This window comes from Paraburkholderia phenazinium (assembly GCF_900142845.1).
Taxonomy (GTDB): Bacteria; Pseudomonadota; Gammaproteobacteria; order Burkholderiales; family Burkholderiaceae; genus Paraburkholderia; species Paraburkholderia phenazinium_A.
In genome coordinates this window covers 3171337-3191079 of record NZ_FSRU01000002.1, presented here as the reverse complement: position 1 = coordinate 3191079, position 19743 = coordinate 3171337, and the positions used below count along the sequence as shown (strand labels likewise).

The 19743-nt window shown below is 64.7% G+C and carries 17 protein-coding genes; 12 read left to right on the top strand and 5 right to left on the bottom strand.

The annotated features are described in order from the left end of the window. Positions 1-73: 73 nt before the first annotated feature. Complete coding sequence (gene mnmC, locus BUS12_RS31350) at positions 74-2050, bottom strand: bifunctional tRNA (5-methylaminomethyl-2-thiouridine)(34)-methyltransferase MnmC2/FAD-dependent 5-carboxymethylaminomethyl-2-thiouridine(34) oxidoreductase MnmC1 (protein WP_074301800.1); 1977 nt, start codon at positions 2048-2050, stop codon at positions 74-76. Positions 2051-2465: 415 nt separating this feature from the next. Here mnmC and BUS12_RS31345 point away from each other — a divergent pair, with 415 nt between their 5' ends. Continuing rightward, the gene (locus tag BUS12_RS31345) at positions 2466-2744 is read left to right on the top strand and encodes an HU family DNA-binding protein (protein ID WP_074262967.1); all 279 of its coding nucleotides are present in this window, start codon (positions 2466-2468) and stop codon (positions 2742-2744) included. A 147-nt stretch (positions 2745-2891) separates the two neighbouring features. Here BUS12_RS31345 and BUS12_RS31340 read toward each other — a convergent pair whose 3' ends face one another. Together BUS12_RS31340 and BUS12_RS31335 are read right to left on the bottom strand one after the other, a co-directional pair. Then, a complete protein-coding gene (locus BUS12_RS31340) occupies positions 2892-4175 on the bottom strand; it encodes a GTP-binding protein (RefSeq protein WP_074301206.1) in 1284 nt (427 codons plus the stop codon). Positions 4176-4324: 149 nt separating this feature from the next. Further along, positions 4325-4771 (bottom strand): lytic transglycosylase domain-containing protein, encoded by a 447-nt coding sequence (locus BUS12_RS31335; protein ID WP_074301205.1) that lies wholly within the window; start codon positions 4769-4771, stop codon positions 4325-4327. 523 nt (positions 4772-5294) lie between these two features. Here BUS12_RS31335 and gspD point away from each other — a divergent pair. The 3 genes from gspD to gspF are packed head-to-tail and all read left to right on the top strand — an operon-like array spanning position 5295 to position 10424. Next, entirely contained in the window at positions 5295-7649 is a 2355-nt protein-coding gene (gene gspD, locus BUS12_RS31330) for a type II secretion system secretin GspD (RefSeq protein WP_074301204.1), read from the top strand. Next, positions 7646-9202 (top strand): type II secretion system ATPase GspE, encoded by a 1557-nt coding sequence (gene gspE / locus BUS12_RS31325; protein WP_074301203.1) that lies wholly within the window; start codon positions 7646-7648, stop codon positions 9200-9202. The genes gspD and gspE overlap by 4 nt, the downstream gene beginning before the upstream one ends. Before the next feature lie 4 nt (positions 9203-9206). Then, entirely contained in the window at positions 9207-10424 is a 1218-nt protein-coding gene (gspF, locus tag BUS12_RS31320; protein ID WP_074301202.1) for a type II secretion system inner membrane protein GspF, read from the top strand. A gap of 113 nt (positions 10425-10537) precedes the next feature. Here the strand turns inward: gspF and BUS12_RS31315 are convergent, their stop codons facing one another. Next, entirely contained in the window at positions 10538-10960 is a 423-nt protein-coding gene (locus tag BUS12_RS31315) for a type II secretion system protein N (RefSeq protein WP_253190237.1), read from the bottom strand. A gap of 230 nt (positions 10961-11190) precedes the next feature. Here BUS12_RS31315 and gspG point away from each other — a divergent pair, with 230 nt between their 5' ends. From gspG to BUS12_RS31275, 8 genes are all read left to right on the top strand, one after another. Continuing rightward, the gene (gene gspG / locus BUS12_RS31310; RefSeq protein WP_074301201.1) at positions 11191-11655 is read left to right on the top strand and encodes a type II secretion system major pseudopilin GspG; all 465 of its coding nucleotides are present in this window, start codon (positions 11191-11193) and stop codon (positions 11653-11655) included. 43 nt (positions 11656-11698) lie between these two features. After that, entirely contained in the window at positions 11699-12283 is a 585-nt protein-coding gene (locus BUS12_RS31305; RefSeq protein WP_074301200.1) for a GspH/FimT family pseudopilin, read from the top strand. Between the two features lie 13 nt (positions 12284-12296). Then, the gene (gene gspI, locus BUS12_RS31300) at positions 12297-12707 is read left to right on the top strand and encodes a type II secretion system minor pseudopilin GspI (RefSeq protein ID WP_074301798.1); all 411 of its coding nucleotides are present in this window, start codon (positions 12297-12299) and stop codon (positions 12705-12707) included. After that, positions 12685-13362: a PulJ/GspJ family protein gene (locus tag BUS12_RS31295; protein WP_074301199.1), complete on the top strand. Its 678-nt coding sequence runs from the start codon at positions 12685-12687 to the stop codon at positions 13360-13362. Before gspI ends, BUS12_RS31295 begins: the two co-directional genes overlap by 23 nt. A gap of 640 nt (positions 13363-14002) precedes the next feature. Further along, on the top strand, positions 14003-15094 hold the full coding sequence (gene gspK, locus BUS12_RS31290; protein ID WP_074301797.1) for a type II secretion system minor pseudopilin GspK: 1092 nt from the start codon (positions 14003-14005) through the stop codon (positions 15092-15094). Positions 15095-15122: 28 nt separating this feature from the next. After that, complete coding sequence (gene gspL / locus BUS12_RS31285; protein ID WP_074301198.1) at positions 15123-16502, top strand: type II secretion system protein GspL; 1380 nt, start codon at positions 15123-15125, stop codon at positions 16500-16502. After that, complete coding sequence (gspM, locus tag BUS12_RS31280; protein WP_074301197.1) at positions 16499-17002, top strand: type II secretion system protein GspM; 504 nt, start codon at positions 16499-16501, stop codon at positions 17000-17002. Before gspL ends, gspM begins: the two co-directional genes overlap by 4 nt. 22 nt (positions 17003-17024) lie before the next feature. Further along, positions 17025-17804 carry a type II secretion system protein N gene (locus BUS12_RS31275; RefSeq protein WP_074301196.1) on the top strand — a complete coding sequence of 260 codons (780 nt, stop codon included), beginning with the start codon at positions 17025-17027 and terminating at the stop codon, positions 17802-17804. Between the two features lie 164 nt (positions 17805-17968). On the opposite strand, the gene BUS12_RS31270 is transcribed toward BUS12_RS31275, so the two are convergent. Next, positions 17969-19555, bottom strand: a complete 1587-nt coding sequence (locus tag BUS12_RS31270) for an efflux transporter outer membrane subunit (RefSeq protein WP_074301195.1) — start codon at positions 19553-19555, stop codon at positions 17969-17971. Positions 19556-19743: the final 188 nt, after the last annotated feature.

The window sequence follows — 19743 nt, the reverse complement described above, 5'->3', positions numbered from 1 at the left end:
TCCACAGCATGCCGTGGATAACTTTTGGTTTGGCAGGAGGGGATATGAGGGTGTGACGAGTCTGCCGCGAAGGTCAGCGAGCCGTGCCCTGGCGTAATGCGCGTAATAGAAAGCGGGCCGGGTCGAGATCCTCGGCCAGGTCGCGCTGGATAGGCCACGGTTCGCCTTCGATTTGCGAAGCGATCAACTCCGCGCCCAACGCCGCCCACACGAGACCGCGTGAGCCGTATGCGAAGGCGCCATACAGACCGTCTGTGCGCGGCAGATCGAGCGGCCATGCGCCGCGCAAGCGTTCGCTGTCGTGGATGGCGGCGGCTTCGTCGGCGAGTGCGCCGATCATCGGCAGACGATCGCTCGTCACGCAGCGAAACGCGACGCGGCCCGGCAGCGAGGCGGCGTCCTGCGCGTCGAGGGTGCCGGCTAGCGTGGGCAGCATCTGTGCGAGGCGTTGCAGGTTTTCGACGTGCCCAGCGGTTTGCACGGCGCGCTCCGGGTCGTCGATATCGTAAGTCGCGCCGGTTAGCGTGACGCCTTCGGGAAGCGGCACGGCGTAACCATCGCCGATCACGGGCAACGGGAGCGATGCAAGCGACGGCGCGCTGCCGGCCGGCAGCAGTGTCAACTGACCGCGTACGCTGCGCGTGGGTGCGTAGCGCAAGCCGGCGACGCGTGCGGCCTCATGCGCGTTGGCAAAAATCACCGCGCTCGCCCGTGCAAGCAGGTGTCCTTCGGCGTCGAATACGTTCCATTCGTCGCCCACACGTTCGACGCGCGCCGCTTCGACACCGAAGCGCCGTTCGAGCCGTTCGCCGGCGGTCGCGCACTGTGCCGCGCAGAGCGTGGCCGGATCGATCCAGCCGCCGTGCGGAAACAGCCAGCCGCCCTGCGCGAGCGGTAATTTCGCAATCCTCTCTGCTTCGGCACGCTCAAGCAGTGTCACGTATTCAGACGGATAGCCGAAGCTGGCCAACGCAGCGGCCATCATGTTGGACTCCTCTTCGGTTGACGCAAGTTGTAGGAGTCCTTCCGAACCGCGTACGAGGCGATGTCCAGCCTCCTCGAGCATTGTCCAGCGTCGCAATGCATACAGAAAACCAGCACGTGTGATGCGTGAAGCGACACCGTCGTCGCGCCACAGCATCGGATGAAACACACCCGCTGGATTCCCCGACGCATCGCGCGCGAGCGCAGCATGCCGTTCGAGCGATGTCACGCGCCAACCGCGCGCCGCGAGCCGCTCGATCACCGCGCAACCGGCAAGCCCGGTTCCGATCACCACAGCGTGCCGCTCCTGCACCTCGAGCGGCGCAGGCGGCTCGTGCCGGCGCACCCGCCAGCGCGGTGCGAAGCGGCCCATCAGCATGGCGCGTTTCCAGCCGAAGCCTTCCACCTTGCGGTATTCGAAGCCGCTTTGCGTGAGGGCGCGTTTGACGTCGCCGGCGCTGGTGTAGGTCGAAAACGTGGCGTCATCGCCCGCGAGGCGCGCGAGCGTCTTGAAGATGGCCGGCGTCCACAGTTCCGGATTTTTCGCCGGTGCAAAACCGTCCAGATAGAACGCGTCGGCGCGCAGCCAGAGTGTCGGCAACGTCTCGGCGGCGTCGCCGAAGACGAGTGTCAGCGTGACACGGCCGCCTTCGAATTCGAGTCGGTGCGAACCGGGGACAAGCATCGGCCACGCCTCGGCGAGTGTCTGGCCGAGGCCGGCAATCGATGCGTCCGCAACCGTCGCGGCATACGCGCTCAGCAGATCGTCCCTTGTAAACGGGTGTTTTTCTGTCGAGACGAAATGCAGCCGCTCGCAGCGTGCGGGATCCGCGCGCCATGCGGCCCACGTCATCAGGAAGTTGATGCCCATGCCGAAGCCGGTCTCGAGCACGGTGAAAACGCGCCTGCCCTGCCAGCGCCCGGGCAGGCCGTTGCCTTGCAGGAAGACGTATTGCGCCTGGGCGAGACCACCCACGGCGCTGTGATAGATGTCGTCGTGGCGCGGCGAGAACGGCGTGCCGTTGTCGCGAAACGCCAGGATGGCGGGGATCAGCGGTTCGGTCATGCGGAGCAGAAAATCGATGGACGAGCGGGTCAAGCCGTTGCCGGACGGGGCGCGCCGGCCGTCGCGCAACGGGCTAAACGCAGCCTGGAACGTTGGCAAAAACCAACGCCAGCCTCATGTAAAGCCCTGGTTGGGCGGCTGTTTCGATTCCAGGAATAACAAAAATGGTAATTTCCTGACTGGGCGAGGCAAACAACCTTGTATTTCTTCGAAACCCTTGTCCAGATTGGGTTTGCGCTGCGCTATCATAGCAAGCGCCGCGAAGGGAAGCGGCAGCACGGCCGTCGTTCAGAAACCTGCCCGACGTGTTTGTCCGGAGTGCTCCGGAGCCGTAGCTGCTCGACGGCGCGGCGCGCGCACGTATAATCGGCGCGTTCGCGCTGTTCGTGTCAACCTAAACCAGAAAGGAACCTTAATGAACAAACAGGAACTGATCGACGCCGTCGCAGGTCAGACGGGCGCCAGCAAGGCTCAAACCGGCGAAACGCTGGACACGTTGCTCGAAGTGATCAAGAAGGCTGTGTCGAAGGGTGATGCGGTCCAGTTGATCGGTTTTGGTAGCTTTGGCTCGGGCAAGCGCGCAGCACGTACGGGCCGCAACCCGAAGACTGGCGAAACCATCAAGATCCCGGCCGCCAAGACCGTCAAGTTCACGGCTGGCAAGGCGTTCAAGGACGCAGTCAACAAGCGCTAAGCACCCTCGTGCTGCGTGGTTGACACCCGCCTCAGGCGGGTTTTTTTTCGCCCGCGTTTTTTGCCGCGCGCTGCTGCGCATGCGCGTTTTGGGTGCGCGGCAAGCGGGCGTCACAATAAGCAATCAACCCAACGGATGCCGCGCCAATCAGTGATGGTGATGGATGATTTCGCCGTTGCCATGATCGTGGTCGTGATCATGATCGTCTTCGGATTCGAAGTCCCATGCCGGGAACGGATCGTTAAATTGCAGCCAGCCCTGCGGTCCTAGGGCGTATTCGGCGTCGCTCAACAGGCAGGCATCGAACTTCGCTTGCCACACGGCAGGCTCGATGCCCACGCCGATCATCACCAGTTCCTGACGACGGTCGCCGATGCTGAAGTCGTTGGCGTCGCCATACCAGTCGGCGGCGATTTCCGCGGCGAGCTCGTCGTCGCCATCGGGCCATTCGCTGCGCGCCTGGGCAGCCCACCACATCCCTGCCGGACCATGCCGGCAAGCACCGCCCGCTTGCGATAGCGAGCCGGCAATGTCATTGCGCGTCGCGAGCCAGAAGAAGCCCTTGCTGCGCAGCACGCCCTGCCATTCTTGATGCAGCAGCGTCCACAGGCGTTCCGGATGAAACGGCCGGCGCGCGCGATACACGAAATTGCCGATGCCGAATTCGTCCGCCTCACCGCTGTGATCGTGCTCGTGATGCAGCGACGCGAGCCAGCCGGGCGCGCTCGACGCTTCGTCGAAATCGAAGCGGTTGGTGTCGAGCACCTCGTCGAGCGGCACGACGCCGAAGCGGCTCACGACCTGCACCGCACGCGGATTGATGCGTGCGAGGATGCGTTGCAGACGCGTGAGATCGTCCGCGCTGACGAGATCCGCCTTGTTCACGACGAGGACGTCGCAGAATTCAATCTGTTCGATCAGCAGTTCGACCAGCGTGCGGTCGTCCTCTTCGCTCGCGGCAATGCCGCGTTCAGCGAGCGCGTCGGCCGAACCGTAGTCGCGCAGGAAGTTGAACGCATCGACCACCGTCACCATCGTGTCGAGGCGGGCCACATCGGAGAGCGAGGTGCCGTCGTCGTCGACGAAGGTGAAGGTTTCGGCGATCGGCATGGGCTCGGCGATGCCGGTCGATTCGATCAGAATGGCATCGAAGCGCTGTTCGGCCGCGAGGCGGCGAATCTCGCTCAACAGGTCGTCGCGCAGCGTGCAGCAGATGCAGCCGTTGGTCATCTCGACCAGCTTCTCTTCCATATGGGAAAGTGCCGCGGCATCGCGCACGAGGGTGGCATCGATGTTGACGGCGGCCAGATCGTTGACGATCACGGCCACGCGCAGGCCCGCGCGGTTGGCCAGAATATGGTTCAGGAGCGTGGTCTTGCCGGCGCCCAGAAAACCGGAGAGCACGGTGACGGGCAAAGTCGGCTGGTTCATCGCAGTACGGAAACGGAGAGAATTAGGAGGCGTACCGGGCGCATAGCGAGACGCTGAAACCGCGGCAGCACGAAGCCGCATTGTGCATCAAACCCGCGCCGCCCGCGCAAACGCCCGTCAGGCGGACGCCGGGGCCGCGAGGCCAATCCTCAGCGAGCGGTCTTGATCAGATTCCACTTTTGCAGGATCGCGACGATCTGTTGCGCATACTGGTCGCGCAAAGTCGGCGTTTCCGAGTGATAGGCGCCGACCGCCTGCCAGGTATTGCCATACTTGTTCATCTGCTGGCGCAGATGCCAGGCGGCGATATAGACGTTCTTGCACGGCTCCATCAAGGTGTTGCTGGAGATGCCGTACTGAGCGAGCGTGGGCAGATGGATCGAGTTGATCTGCATCAAGCCGTAGTCGGTCGAGCCGTTCGCATTCTTATGCAGGGCGTCGGGCCGGTTGTGCGATTCCTGCCAGGCAATGGCCCGCAGAATCAGCGGGTTGACCTTCTGATAGCGGGCCGCTTCGTCGAAACAGTCGGCATGCGCCGGCCCCGCTGCGAGCAGCGTTCCGAGTACCGCGACGGCAGTCAGAAGGGCCTGTTTCATCGGTCAAGACGACTAAGTAATTGGCGAAAGTAAGATTCGGTAAGGCACTGGGCTCGGGGTAGGATGCGCCCGCGAACCGCTCCAGACCCGCCAACACCGAGCGCGTGGCGGACATCGGGGAAAACCCGCGCCGGCGACCTGCGTCCGGCAGGGTCATCGGCCCGTATGATACCGGCAGGCATATGAGCGTCAAGTTGGCTACCCGACATAAGCGCGCAAAAAGCGAAGGCCGCAAACCGGTCCCCGGTTCTCGAGTTCTTACCTAAGCTTTCAAAATATTGACAGTCGGCGAGCCTATTTAGAGTAATCGCACCGGAGCCGTTCTTTTGTGACAAATCCGACATGAAAAACTGTTACTGTTCATTTTTTTCGGACATAGGCCGGAAGGCTGTCGGGGTTGCCTGCGCCCGCGGGGGTGTGTGTGGACCGAGGGGTTCGCTGGACCGTACCTATGTTTGCTGCGCATGACAGCCGATTGCTTCGGCGGTCGGCATCGACATCAAAATCCATGAGAAGAAATCGTATGGCATTGCGTCGCGTCGCAACGGCGCTGCTGGTGGCTGGACTGATCACTGCGCAGACCGCACACGCTCAGGTGACACTCAACTTCGTCAACGCCGACATCGATCAGGTGGCCAAGGCGATTGGCGCGGCAACCGGCAAAACCATCATCGTGGACCCGCGCGTCAAGGGTCAGCTGAATCTCGTCTCCGAAAACCCGGTGCCCGAAGACCAGGCGCTCAAGACCTTGCAGTCCGCCTTGCGGATGCAGGGCTTCGCACTCGTGCAGGATCACGGCGTGCTGAAGGTGGTGCCGGAGGCCGATGCGAAGCTGCAAGGCGTGCCGACCTACGTCGGCAACGAGCCGGTGGCGCGCGGCGACCAGGTCATCACGCAGGTGTTCCAGCTCAGGAACGAGTCCGCGAATAACCTGCTGCCGGTGCTGCGTCCGCTGATCTCGCCGAACAACACAGTGGCGGCCTACCCCGCCAACAATACGATCGTCGTGACCGACTACGCCGACAACGTGCGGCGCATCGCGCAGATCATCGCGGGCGTCGATACGGCCGCGGGTCAGTCGGTGGTGGTGGTGCCGCTGAAGAACGCGAATGCGCTCGACATCGCTCCGCAACTGAGCAAGATGCTCGACCCCGGCGCGATCGGCAGTACCGATGCGACGCTGAAGGTGTCGATCACCGCGGACCCGCGCACCAACTCGCTCCTGATTCGCGCGACGAACGGCGCGCGGCTCGCGGCGGCGAAGGAGCTGGCGAAGCAACTCGACGGGCCGACCGCCATACCCGGCAACATGCACGTCGTGCCGCTGCGCAACGCGGATGCGACGACGCTCGCCAAGACCCTGCGCGGGATGCTCGGCAAAGGCGGCGACTCGGGTTCGTCGAGCGGTTCGAACAGCGCGAATTCGTTCAACCAGAACGGCTCGTCGGGCAGTGGTTCGACCGGCACCTCGGGCACGCCGCCCTTGCCTTCGGGTGGACTCGGCAGCAGCTCGACGTCGTCGCCGTTGGGCGGCGGGGGCGCGTCGGGCTCGAGCGGCGCTTCCGGCGACACGATCGGCAGCGACAAGGACAAGAGCAGCGACGACAACCAGCCGGGCGGCATGATCCAGGCGGACGCGGCGACCAACTCGCTGATCATCACGGCGGCCGAGCCCGTGTACCGCAATCTGCGAGCCGTGATCGACCAGCTCGATGCGCGCCGTGCGCAGGTGTATATCGAGGCGCTGATCGTCGAGCTGAACTCGAACACCAACGCCAATCTCGGCATTCAATGGCAGGTTGCGAGCGGTGCGCTGCTGGCCGGCACCAACCTGGCGACCGGCACCGGCAACAGCATCATCAACCTGACGGCCGGGACGACCGGCGGTCTCGCGGGCGCGCTCGCGGCCGGCAATCTCCAGCAGGGTCTCAATATTGGCTGGGTGCACAACCTTTTCGGCGTGCAGGGCCTTGGCGCGTTGCTGCAGGCGCTCTCGCAAACTGCCGATGCGAACGTGCTGTCGACGCCTAACCTCATCACGCTCGACAACGAGGATGCCAAGATCGTTGTCGGTACCAACGTGCCGATCCAGACGGGCTCGTATTCGAACCTCACGAGCGGCACCACGAGCTCGGCGTTCAATACCTACGACCGCGTCGACGTCGGTCTGACGCTGCACGTCAAGCCGCAGATTACCGACGGCGGCATTCTCAAGCTGCAGCTTTACACCGAAGACTCGGCGATCGTGAACGGCACGACCAACGCGACGACCAACCCGGCCGGCCCGGAGTTCACCAAGCGTTCGATCCAGTCGACCGTGCTCGCCGATAACGGCGAGATCATCGTGCTGGGCGGCCTGATGCAGGACAACTACCAGGTCAGCAATAGCAAGGTGCCGCTGCTCGGCGATATTCCGTGGATCGGCCAGCTGTTCCGCTCGGAATCGAAGAGCCGTGTCAAGACCAACCTGATGGTGTTCCTGCGCCCGGTGATCATCAATGATCGCGATACCGCGCAGGCCGTGACGTCGAACCGTTACGACTACATCCAGGGCGTGCAGGGCGCATACAAGTCGGATAACAACCTGATCAAGGACAAGGACGATCCGGTGGTGCCGCCGATGCCGCTCGGCCCGGCCGAGGGCGGTTCGCCCGCGATGAACCTGTTCAATCTGGATCAGATGCGTCGTCAGCAGGCTGCGCCGCCGCAGAAGCCCAGTTCTCCCGTACCGGTGACCAACGGTGGCGCGGTTCAGACCAATCCGGTCACCGTTGGGCCTTCTACCGCTTCGCCGGTACCGGCAACGAACGGCGCGGCTGTGCAGACCAACCCGGTCACTGTCGCACCGGCTAACAGCACGTCTGGAGCGCAGCCGTGAGCACGCCGTCTACGCCGTCCACGCCGCCGTCAGGTTCTGCGTCGTCGGCAGCGAGCCGGACCGGTGCGACGGCGTCGCCGTCCGCGGCTGCGGCGGAGCGCATTGCGCCATCGGCGGTCGCGGCGCGTCTCGTGCCTTACGGCTTTGCGCGCGCCGGCCAGATTCTGGTGGCGCACCAGCATGCCGACGGCCTCGAAGTCTGGATCAGCGAGCGCACCAGCGATGCCGCGCTCGCCGAAGTCGCACGCAATTTTGGCGCGCTTTCCGTGGTGCGTCTGCCGGCCGACGAACTCGCGCTGGCGATCAACCAGGCCTATGCGCGCCAGGATGGCAGCGCGGCGCAGGTGGTCGGTGAGGTGGAAGGCGAAGTCGATCTCTCGCGCCTGATGCAGGAGATTCCCGAGGTCGAGGATCTGCTCGAATCGGAAGACGACGCGCCGATCATCCGCATGATCAACGCGCTGCTCACGCAGGCGGCGCGCGAACAGGCGTCGGACATTCACATCGAGCCGTTCGAGAATGCCTCGGTGGTGCGATTTCGCGTCGACGGCACGCTGCGCGACGTGGTGCGGCCGAAGAAGGCGCTGCACGGCGCACTGATCTCGCGGATCAAGATCATGGCGCAGCTCGACATCGCCGAAAAGCGTTTGCCGCAGGATGGCCGGATCACGCTGCGGGTGGGCGGGCGGCCAGTGGACGTACGCGTGTCAACCCTGCCGACCGGCCACGGCGAACGCGCCGTGCTGCGTCTGCTCGAGAAGGACGCCTCGCGGCTGAATCTCGAAGCGCTTGGCATGGGCGCGGACACGCTCGTTAAATTCGACAAGCTGATCGGGCGCCCGCACGGCATCGTGCTGGTGACCGGGCCGACAGGTTCGGGCAAAACGACCACGCTGTATGCGTCGATGTCGCGACTCGAAACCACGACGAGCAACATCATGACCGTCGAAGACCCGATCGAATACGATCTGTCGGGCATCGGCCAGACGCAGGTCAACGAGCGCATCGGCATGACCTTCGCACGGGCGCTGCGCTCGATTCTGCGGCAGGACCCGGACATCATCATGATCGGTGAAATCCGCGATCTCGAAACGGCGCAGATCGCCGTGCAGGCATCGCTCACGGGTCACCTCGTGCTGGCGACGCTGCACACGAACGATGCGGCATCGGCCGTAACGCGTCTGACGGATATGGGCGTGGAACCCTATCTGCTGGCTTCGTCGTTGCTGGGCGTGCTGGCGCAGCGGCTGGTCCGCAGATTGTGTCCGGTGTGCCGCGAAGAGCGGACCGACGCAGACGGCCGCGTGCAATGGCATCCGGTCGGTTGCGACAAATGCGGCCAATCCGGCTACGCAGGACGACGCGGCGTGTACGAGTTGCTGCTGATCGACGATGAGATCCGCACCCTGGTTCACCGCAATGCGGCGGATTCGGAGATCCTCACCGCGGGTCGTGCCCAGGGCATGCGCACGCTGCGCGAAGACGCCGACCGCTGGCTCGACTCGGGGCTGACTTCGCTCGAAGAAGTGATCCGCGTGACGGGCGGAGCATAAGTCCATGCCGGCATTTCGTTTCGAAGCAATCGACGCGACCGGCAAGGCGCAAAAAGGCGTGCTCGACGCCGACAGTGCACGCGGTGCACGCACGCATCTGCGTGGCCAGGGGCTGACGCCGCTCGTCGTCGAACCGGCCTCGAGCCGCACGCGCGGCGAGCGCAACCAGCGGCTCTCGCTCGGGCGGCGTCTGTCGCAACGCGAGCAGGCTATTCTCACGCGCCAACTGGCGAGCCTGCTGATTGCCGGCCTGCCGCTCGACGAAGCGCTCTCGGTGCTGACCGAACAGTCGGAGCGCGACTACATCCGCGAACTGATGGCGTCGATTCGTGCCGAGGTGCTGGGCGGTCATTCGCTCGCCAATGCGCTGCAGCAGCATCCGAAAGACTTTCCGGAGATCTACCGCGCGCTGGTTGCCGCGGGCGAACACACCGGCAAGCTCGGTCTCGTGCTCTCGCGTCTGGCCGACTACATCGAACAGCGCAACGCGCTCAAGCAGAAGATCGTGCTGGCGTTCACGTATCCGACCATCGTCACGATCATCGCGTTCGGCATCGTCACGTTCCTGCTGAGCTATGTGGTGCCGCAGGTCGTCAACGTGTTCGCGAGCACCAAGCAGCAACTGCCGTTCCTCACCATCATGATGATGGCGCTGTCCGGCTTCGTGAGGCAATGGTGGTGGGCGATGCTGATCGGGGTCGCGCTGCTGGCGTATATCGTCAGGTCGATTCTGGCGCAGCCCGGCCCGCGTCTCGCCTTCGACCGCTGGCTGTTGACCGCCCCGCTGCTCGGCAAGCTGGTGCGCGGTTATAACACGGTGCGTTTTGCCAGCACGCTCGGTATTCTGACGGCGGCCGGCGTGCCGATTCTGCGCGCGCTGCAGGCAGCGAGCGAAACGCTGAGCAACCGCGCGATGCGCGACAACATCGACGATGCGATCGTGCGGGTGCGCGAAGGCACGTCGTTATCGCGCGCGTTGGGCAATACGAAGACGTTTCCGCCGGTGCTGGTGCATTTGATCCGCTCGGGCGAAGCGACCGGCGACGTGACGACGATGCTCGATCGCGCGGCCGAAGGCGAAGCCAACGAACTGGAACGGCGCACGATGTTCCTGACAAGCCTGCTGGAGCCGTTGCTGATTCTGGCGATGGGCGGTGTGGTGCTGGTGATCGTGCTGGCGGTGATGCTGCCGATCATCGAGTTGAACAACCTGGTGCAATGACGCGCGCTTGAACAGGCGCTTGAGTGTCGAGACAGCGCGCGGCCACGAAGGGCGCGCGCTTCAACGATGCGATGGCGACGCCGCGGCCTCACGAGCAGTCGCGGCGCTTCTGCTCAGCGCACGTAGATGGTGGGGCCGGCCGGGTTAGTGGGCAGGAACACTTCGGAACGGACGCCGTTGCGGTCGATGATGATTGAACGGGGGCGCACTTCGTAGAGCTTGGCGCCTTGCATGATGGCGCTGCCGAGCGACACGGCCCGCGCCGGTTCGCCGCCCGCGCTGATGATGGCGGCGCCGCCTTCCTGGAGCGAGAGGATGCCGAACAGGCGCACGTCCTGGTTGGCGCTGCGCTGGAGCTGGCCGCCGAACAGTGTGGCGGCCTGTTCGACCGAGACCGGCGCGCGTACGGCCGCAGCCGGCGACGGTTCGCCGCGCAGCGCGGTGAGCGTGACGAGCCAGTAGGTAAGCGTCGCGCAGAACACGGCGAACAGCGCGAGCGACAGAAGGCGGATTTGGATGGCGTTCATGCGCATCATTGTACGGAGTATTGTGAAATTTGCGTGGGGGGAAAGTGCCCCTGATCCGGCGCCTCGCGCCGGGTTTCCCCGAGGGGAGGCGAGGAACTTGGGACCGCCTGGCGTTTTCTCACAACCCTTCAAGTGCATGACATTAAAATGACAAAACGGGCGTGTTAAATCGCGCACTGGCTTGAGCCCGCGCGACGCCCGCCAGAGACGACAATCTTCCTGAAATGAGGTAGCAAGCTATGCAAATGTGGACCACTCGCCGCGCAGCAATCGCGGGTCCAGGTAACCGTCGCCAACGCGGCTTTACGCTGATCGAAATCATGGTGGTGATCGCGATTCTCGGCATTCTGGCCGCGTTGATCGTCCCGAAGATCATGAGCCGTCCGGATGAGGCACGGCGTGTCGCCGCGAAGCAGGACATCGGCACGATCATGCAGGCCATGAAGCTGTACCGGCTCGACAACGGCCGCTATCCGACCCAGGACCAGGGGCTGCGTGCGCTGGTCGAAAAACCGACCACGGATCCGGTGCCGAACAACTGGAAGGACGGCGGTTATCTCGAGCGTTTGCCGAACGATCCGTGGGGCAATGCGTACCAGTATCTGAATCCGGGCGTGCACGGTGAGATCGACGTCTTCAGTTACGGCGCCGACGGCAAACCGGGCGGCGAAGGTAACGACGCCGACATAGGTTCGTGGGAATAGCCGGTTGAGTTTTTTGCGCGCCCTCTCGCTTAACGCCGGCACTATGTCGTCGTCCGCTAGCCAGTCTCGTGTGGCCGCTGTTGCTCATGCGGTGCCGATGCCGATGCCATGCGTCGTGGGCAACGGCGCGCGGCGGCAAGCGGTCGCGCTCACGCGCGACGGCAGCCGGCGTGTGGGAAAGCAGATGGGCTTTACCTTGCTGGAGATGCTGGTGGTGCTGGTGATAGCCGGGCTGCTGGTGTCGCTGGCGTCGGTGGCGATGACGCGCAATCCGCGCACGGACCTCAACGAAGAGGCACAACGTTTGGCGCTGCTGTTCGAATCGGCGGGAGATGAAGCGCAGGTGCGGGCACGGCCTATCGCGTGGCAGCCGTTCGACGGCGGTTTTCGCTTCGACATGCATACCGACGACGGCTGGCGTCCGCTGCGCGACGACCTGCTGGGGCCGCGTCGCTGGGAGGGTGGCGTGACGAGCGTGACGATCGACTATCCGGGTTCGGACGTGCATCCGTCGCGGGTGGTGTTCGGCACGGAGAGCATCGATGCGCCGGTGCAGGTCACACTGTATTCCGCCGGGGGTTCGGCGCGGATCGTCGGCATGGGCAATGGCCGCTATGAGGTACGTTGAGATGGGCGGCCGGATGAGGAAGAAGGGTGTGGGCGCGCCGGCACGGCGGCGCATGCAGGGCGGCTTCACGATGATCGAAGTGCTGGTGGCGCTGGCGATTATCGCGGTGGCGCTGGCGGCGTCGCTGCGTGCGGTGGGCAATCTGGCGAGTAGCGAGGTGGAGCTGCATCAGCGTTTGCTGGCGGGGTGGAGTGCCGACAATACGCTGGCGCAGTTGAAGCTGGCGCATAGCTGGCCGGAGGTGGGGTCGAGCAGTTTTGACTGTTCGCAGGGGAATTTGCAGATGCTTTGTACGGAGCGCGTGACGGCGACGCCGAATCCGGTGTTCCGTCGCGTCGAAGTGTTGGTGACGACACCGGGCCGCGCCGGCAATCTTGCCCAGATGGTGACGGTGGTGGCGAATGAAACGAACCGTTCGCTCTGAGCGCCGCGGCCGCGGGCCGACGCGTGGTTTTACGCTGATTGAGCTGATGGTTGCGATCGCGATACTGGCGGTGATCGCGGTGTTGTCGTGGCGGGGACTGGACCAGATCATTCGCGGACGGCAGACGATTACGAACGCGATGGAAGACGAGCGGGTGTTTGCGCAGTTGTTCGACCAGATGCGTATTGATGCGCGCCATGCGGCGACGGATGACGAGTCGGGGCAGGCGGCGGTGTCGGTGAGCGGGAGTGTGTTGCAGATTGTGCGCGAGCTGGATTTGCCGGATACGGCGCCGCGGTTGCAGGTGGTGAGGTATCGGGTGTCCGATGGACGCGTGATTCGGTATGCATCGCCGCCGCTGGGTAATGTGGGCGAGTTGCAGGGTGCGTTGCGGGGTGGCGAGGGTGATGGGTGGAGCGCGGTGCCTTTGATGGGTGGAGTGGGGTCGATCGATGCGCGGCTGTTTGTCCCGAAGGTGGGGTGGACCACGCAGATGAAGGATGTGCAAGGGGCGATTACCGAGGCTGATAACAACCTGAAAGTGCCGCAGCTGGGCGGGGCTCCGCTGCCGCGGTCTGTCACCGGGCTTGAGGTTGTGATTGGGGCTACTTCGCTCGCGCGGCCTGTTACGCGGGTTTTTCTCGTCGGAGAGTGATTTGGTGGTTTTGGGTTTTTTGCTACCGCCGGGTTTTGAGGGGCCTGCAGTTTTTGCTGCGCAGGGGGGTGGGGTTTTGCCTGCGGCGCCTTGGTTTGTTGTTGTTCTTATGGTGTTGGCCTTTCCTTGCTTTCTTATCGGTCTATTAGCTTCGCCCCTGTGCGGGGCAGCACTTACTTTCTTTGCCGCCGCAAAGAAAGTAAGCAAAGAAAGCGGGCTGCAACCGCTAGCTTGTAGTGAGCCATCCCGGTCCGCAGCCGGGAACGGCCCAACACGAGATGTGCCCTCGCACCATCATCCCCTACTGACACAGCAGTCATTCATTCCAGCGTCGCGCTTCGCGCCCCGCCGTCGGGCACAACACCTTGTACGCCCGGTGGGGGGTATTGGTTATACCCAACCGTCACGCACGGAGTGCGTGGGCGGGATGAATGAGTCCTGTGTCACGAACATGGGAAGTGCGAGGGACGGTCTTGTCTTCGGACCACTCCGAGAAGCGTTGCGAGGTGGACACCTACAGGCTGGCGGTGTGAGCCCGCTTTCTTTGCTTACTTTCTTTGCGGCGGCAAAGAAAGTAAGTGCTGCCCCGCACAGGGGCGAAGCTAATAGACCGATAAGAAAGCAAGGAAAGGCCAACACCATAGGAACACAGCCAAACGGCATAGCCAAACCAAAAAAGCAAACCGGCGTAGCCATAATCAGCGCACTCCTGGTGGTAGCCCTATCAGCAATCCTGGTATCGGGCATCTTATGGCGCCAGCAAGTCCAGATCCGCAGGATAGAAAACCAACGCCTCCTATCCCAGGCCCAATGGATCTCAAGAGGCGCCTTAGACTGGACAAGGCTAATCCTGCGATCCGAAGGCGACACCTCTGCAGGCATAACGTACCTGGGCGGGGTCTGGGGCGTCCCCATAGCCAAAACACGCCTATCCGATTTCTTAGGCCAGATAGGCGAAGTAAGAGCCTCAGAAGGCGCAGCCACATACCTATCAGGTTCGATAGAAGACGCACAAAGCAAATTCAACCTCCGTAATCTCGTCTCGAGCCCCGTCCCGGGCCTGCTGCAACTGAACGTGGAACAGATCGCGGCATTCCAGCGCCTGCTTGTCGAACTCGGCCTCAGCGGCCAGCTGGCGCAAACCACCGCCGTGCAACTCCGCAATGGCCTCAACCACTCCGCCACCCGCTTCCAGTCCCAAACGACAACAGCCGGCGGTTCCGCCACGCCCGTACCCGGCGCCACCGGCGGCAGCAACTTCACCGATAAACCCGGCCTCGACGACGATAACGACAACTCCGGCGTCGCGCCGCTGCAGATGACCAGCGTCGAATCGCTCCTCGATATCCCCGGCTTCACGCCCGAGATGATCGAGCGACTGCGCCCGTTCGTGACGTATCTGCCCACCAACACCGCCGTCAACATGAACACCGCGCCCGCCGAAGTGATCGCCGCCGTCGTGCCCGGCATGAGTCTCTCGAACGCCCAAGCCTTCGTCGCGCGTCGCCAGACCGTGTTCTTTCATAACGTCGGCGATGTACAGTTAGCCTTGCAAGGCGCAGGTGTCCAGCAAATCGCCATCGACCCCAGCCTCTTCGATGTCACGACCAGTTACTTTTATATCCACGGCCGCGTCGATCACGAACGCGCGGAAGTGGACCGCACCACCCTCGTCTATCGCGATCCGCTGACACACACCACCCGCATCGTGCGCGTACAAGATCAACTATGAATAACGCTTTTCCCGGAGAGAGTGGCCTTTGAGCACGCTGATCGTCCTATTGCCGCCGCGCGACCCAGCAGTGCCATCGCAAGAATGGCAACTGCCGGAGTTGCCGTTCGTGCTGCTCGACAAGTCGGGCCGCACCCAGCGCGCCGGTCGCGCCGCACTCGCACTGCTGCCCCGCCCGTCGTCGACGGTCCTGATGGTCGCCGCGCGCGACCTCCTCATGATGCCCGCCACGCTGCCCCCACTAAAGGGCCCACGTCTGCGCCAGGCTTTGCCAAACATCGTCGAGGATCAACTGATTCAGGATCCCCAGACCTGTCACATCGCCCTCGACCCGCAGCCGCTCGGCAAAGGCCGGCATCTGCTTGCCATCGTCGATCGCGGCTGGTTCCGCTTTATCTGCGAAGCCTTCGCCGCAGCCGGTCATCGCAGCGTGCGCGCCGTGCCGGTCACGCGCTGTCTGCCGCTCCCGCCCGCGCCCGCCGTCCCCGTCGAGGAGGCCGAGCTCGAACCCGCCATCCTGCAGCCCGCCGTGGCGGCGAAACTCGCCGCCGGTCTGCCGATCGCGCCGCCGTCGCCGGTCGTCGCGGCCGTGCTCGGCACCGTGGTGTCCACCGCCCCCGCGCTGCTCGCCGAGATTGCGCCGGACGCCAGCACCACCCGCGTGGAGCTCGCCATCGCGCGCGGCAATCAGGGTGAAGGGCTCGCCGTGCCCGCCACCTCGGTGAATGCGACGCTCGCCGCACTCTCGGGCGACGCACCGGTCTCGCTCTATCTGCTCACCGAAGTGTCGGGCAACGAACCCAGCATGGGTTCGAGCGCACAAGCGAAGCTCGCCGCCCAGGTGCCGGGCGCGCGGCCGTTGCCGTTCGAGCAGCTCGCGCGCCGGGCGCTCGAGTGCCGTTTCGACCTGTGTCAGTTCGAGTTCGCCACCCAGCCGTGGCGCCTCGACCGCGCGACGCTGCGGCGTCTGCGCCTGCCCGCGCTGCTGGCCGCGGGCGCGCTGGTGGTCGCCATCATTGGCGCGAATGTGCAGTGGATGATGCTCGCGCATCAGCGCGACGCGATCAACACGCAGATGACCGAGTTGCTGCTCAACACGTTCCCGAAGACCACGGTCGTACTCGACGCCCCCGATCAGATGTCGCGCCAGATGCAGCAGTTGCGCACGGCGGCGGGTGAACTGTCGCCGGACGATTTCCTCTCCCTCGCAGCCGGTCTTGCACGCTCGCTTGGCCCGGTGCCCGTCAATGGGATCGCGGCGCTCGACTATCACGACCGGCGTCTCGACGTCACGTTCAAGCCGGAGATCAAGGTCGACCCCGGCCTCGCCCAACGTCTTTCGGGTAACGGCCTGTCCGGCGGGATCGACAGCAATACCGGCAAGTGGACGATCAGGAGCGGACAATGAAAAATGAACTTGCTCAAGCGTGGGCCGGTTTCTGGGGAGGACGCACCGAGCGCGAGAAAACCCTGCTGCTTTGGGGTGGCGCTATCCTCGGTGTGCTGATTGCGTGGTCGATCCTGTGGGCGCCGGCTGAGGACGGTCGCGCGCATCTGCGTGAATCGCTGCCGGCCGCGCAGCGTCAGCTCGCGCAGATGAATGCGCAGGCTGAAGAGGCGCGCCGGCTGTCGGCCGCTGCCCAGGGCGTGGCGCCCACAGGTGGCGCGCTCAAGGACGCCCTCACCGCGTCGCTCACGGACCACGGCATCGTGCCGCTGCAGGTGCAGTTGCTCGGCAATGCGGTGCAGATCCAGTTGAAGAACGCGTCGTTTCCCGCGTGGACTACGTGGGTGGACGACGTGCGGCGCCAGTTCAAGGTGCAGGTCGCCGAAGCGCACGTGACGGCGCTCAAGGACGACGGGCAGGTCGACCTGACGGCGTCGCTGCAGCCGTCGACCGCTAAATGACGCTGCAGTCACAGGATCTCGCATGAATTTCTGGATGCGGCGCCTGCGCGCCGCCCTGCCGTGGCTGCTGGTCGCGGTGTTATCGAGCGGTACCGTGTTGCTGGTGCTGTTACCCGCGGCGTGGATCACGCCGCAGTTCGCCAGAGCCACTGGCGGTCACGTCAATCTCGTCGCTCCGGCGGGCTCGCTGTGGCATGGCTCGGCCACGCTGATGCTGGCCGCCGGATCGGACACCAGTGCGGCGACGCTGCTGCCGGGCCGCATCGAATGGCATACCGCCTTCTGGCCGCTCTTCACCGGCCGTCTGCGGATGACCATGCTGCAAAGCGAAGCAATGCCCGACCCGATCACCGTCGACGCCACCCGGCGCGGCGCGATCCTGTCGCAGGGTGCGATTGCGGTGCCGGCGTCGTTGCTCACCGGTTTGGGGGCGCCGTTCAACACGCTCGATCTGCAAGGCAACGTGCAGCTCGCATGGAGCGACTGGCGCAGCTTCGGCAACGAAGCGTTCGGACAACTGACGGTCACGTTCGCCGATGCGAGTTCGCGGGTCTCGCTGGTCAAGCCGCTGGGTTCGTACCGCGTGGTGGTTCAGGCGCAAGGCAGCAGCTCGACGATCGACCTCTCGACGCTGAAAGGGCCCTTGATGCTGAACGGTCACGGCGTGCTGGGCGCCGGCGCGACGTCGTTCAACGGCACGGCGAGCGCGGCCCCCGAAGCGCGCGACAATCTCGCGGGTCTGCTGAATCTGCTCGGACGGCCGAGCGGGCCGGATACGGTGGCGCTCACCTTCGTTCACTGACGGTGCCGGGCAAGAAGGCGTGATGCATGGCGCGACATACGGCGTATGTCGAACCCAATGACCAAGGGGCATGACCGCGTTGCGGCCATGCCCCTTTTGTCTGTCAGTCCGTTGAACGGTTTAGTCTGCGAGCGAGATGCTCAGTTGTTCTGACGAACTTGCGGCTACTCGACGGCGACCGCTTTCTGCGCGACGGGCGCGGCCGATGCCGATGCCGCAGGCGCAACGGCCGCGGCAGGCACGCCCGATGCCGATGCCGCCGGCGCGGCTACGGTGCCGGTTTCGCGCGCCATCTGCGAGGCGTCCCAGCCGCCGCCGAGCGCCTTCACCAGACCCACCGACGACACCATCCGCTCGCCCGCCAGGCTGGCGAGCTTCTGCTCGGCGGTGAAGGCGGTGGTCTGCGCGGTCAGCACACTGAGGTAGGCGACCGTGCCCGACTTGTACTGGTTCGTGACGATATCCAGCGCCTGTTGGGCCGAGGTGACGGCCTGCTGCTGCACGCCGATTTCCTGTTCGAGAATGCGCTGCGACGCGAGGTTGTCCTCGACGTCCTGAAACGCCGCCAGCACCGTTTGACGGTAGACCGCCACATCCTGATCGTAGGCTGCGCGGGCCGCCTCGGTCTGCGCCGAGCGCAAGCCGCCGTCGAAGATCGTACCGGCCAGTTGCGGGCCGAGGGTCCAGAAGCGCGCCGGCGCCGTCAGCAATTGCGACAGCACCGAGCTCTGGAAGCCGCCGCTCGCCGACAGCGTCAGCGACGGGAAGAACGCCGCGATGGCGACGCCGATCTGTTCGTTCGCCGCCTTCGCGGCGCGCTCGGCCGCGGCGATGTCGGGGCGGCGCTCGAGTAGCGCGGACGGCATCTGCGCCGGCACGGCGGGCGGCGTCGCGGTGAGCGGCGACGGCGGAATCGAGAACGTCGAGGCGGGCTCGCCGACCAGCACGGCAATCGCGTGCTCGTCCTGGGCGCGGGCGATGCCGTTGTCGATCGCGGCAGCCTGCGCCGATTGCAATTGCGCCTGCGCCTGAATCACATCGGAGCGGCCGGCCACGCCCTGCGCGTACTGGTTCTGCGTGAGCTTGAGCGACCTCTCGTAGGCGAGCACCGTGTCGTCGAGCAGCTTCTGCATCGCATCGAGCGAGCGCAGCGTGAAATAGGTCTGGGCGAGCGTGCCTTGCGCGGACAGCCGGGCGTTGGCGAGCGTGGCGGCGGCGCCCTGCTGGCTCGCCTCCTGCGCGCTGACGGTGCGGCTGACCTTGCCCCACAGGTCCGGCTCCCAGCTTGCGTCGAGCGACAGGTTGTAGCTATTGCTGACGCTGGCGCGCGCGCCCGAGGTGCTGCCCGCGCTGGCCGACGATCCGTTGCCTGAACGGGTCAGGCCTGCCGAGCCGCTAATCACCGGGAAGTACGCGGCGCGCGCCTCGCCGACCAGCGCGCGCGCCTGCCGGTAAGCGGCGGCATATTGCGCGACGGTCTGGTTCGAGGTGTTGAGCTTGTCTTCGAGCGCGTTGAGCGACGCGTCGTCGTAGATCGTCCACCACTGGCCGCGGTCGTGTTGATCGGACGGTTGGGCAACCTTCCAGCCCGGCGCGGCTTCCTTGTAGGAGGCCGGCACCTGGGTGGTGGGCGTCTTATAGTCCGGGCCGACCGCGCAGCCGGCCAGCAAGGTGCCGAGCGCCGCCGCAACGGCGAGGGTCAGGGCGCGCGGCGCAACGGCCCGCGCGTGCGAGCTTCGGTCAAACTGCATGCAATGGATTCCTGTCGATTCGGCCGAGGCAAGTTCCCGGTCAGCGGTCCACGAAGGCTGGGAAGATCGGCGGGCGACCGCTCCCATGACCGCCGGAATGGCACGGGAAGCGGGACGTCGCGACGATCTGGAATGGTAGCGCACGCGATGCCGATGGGGCAGAAAACCGAAAGGTTAATGCAGGGCGT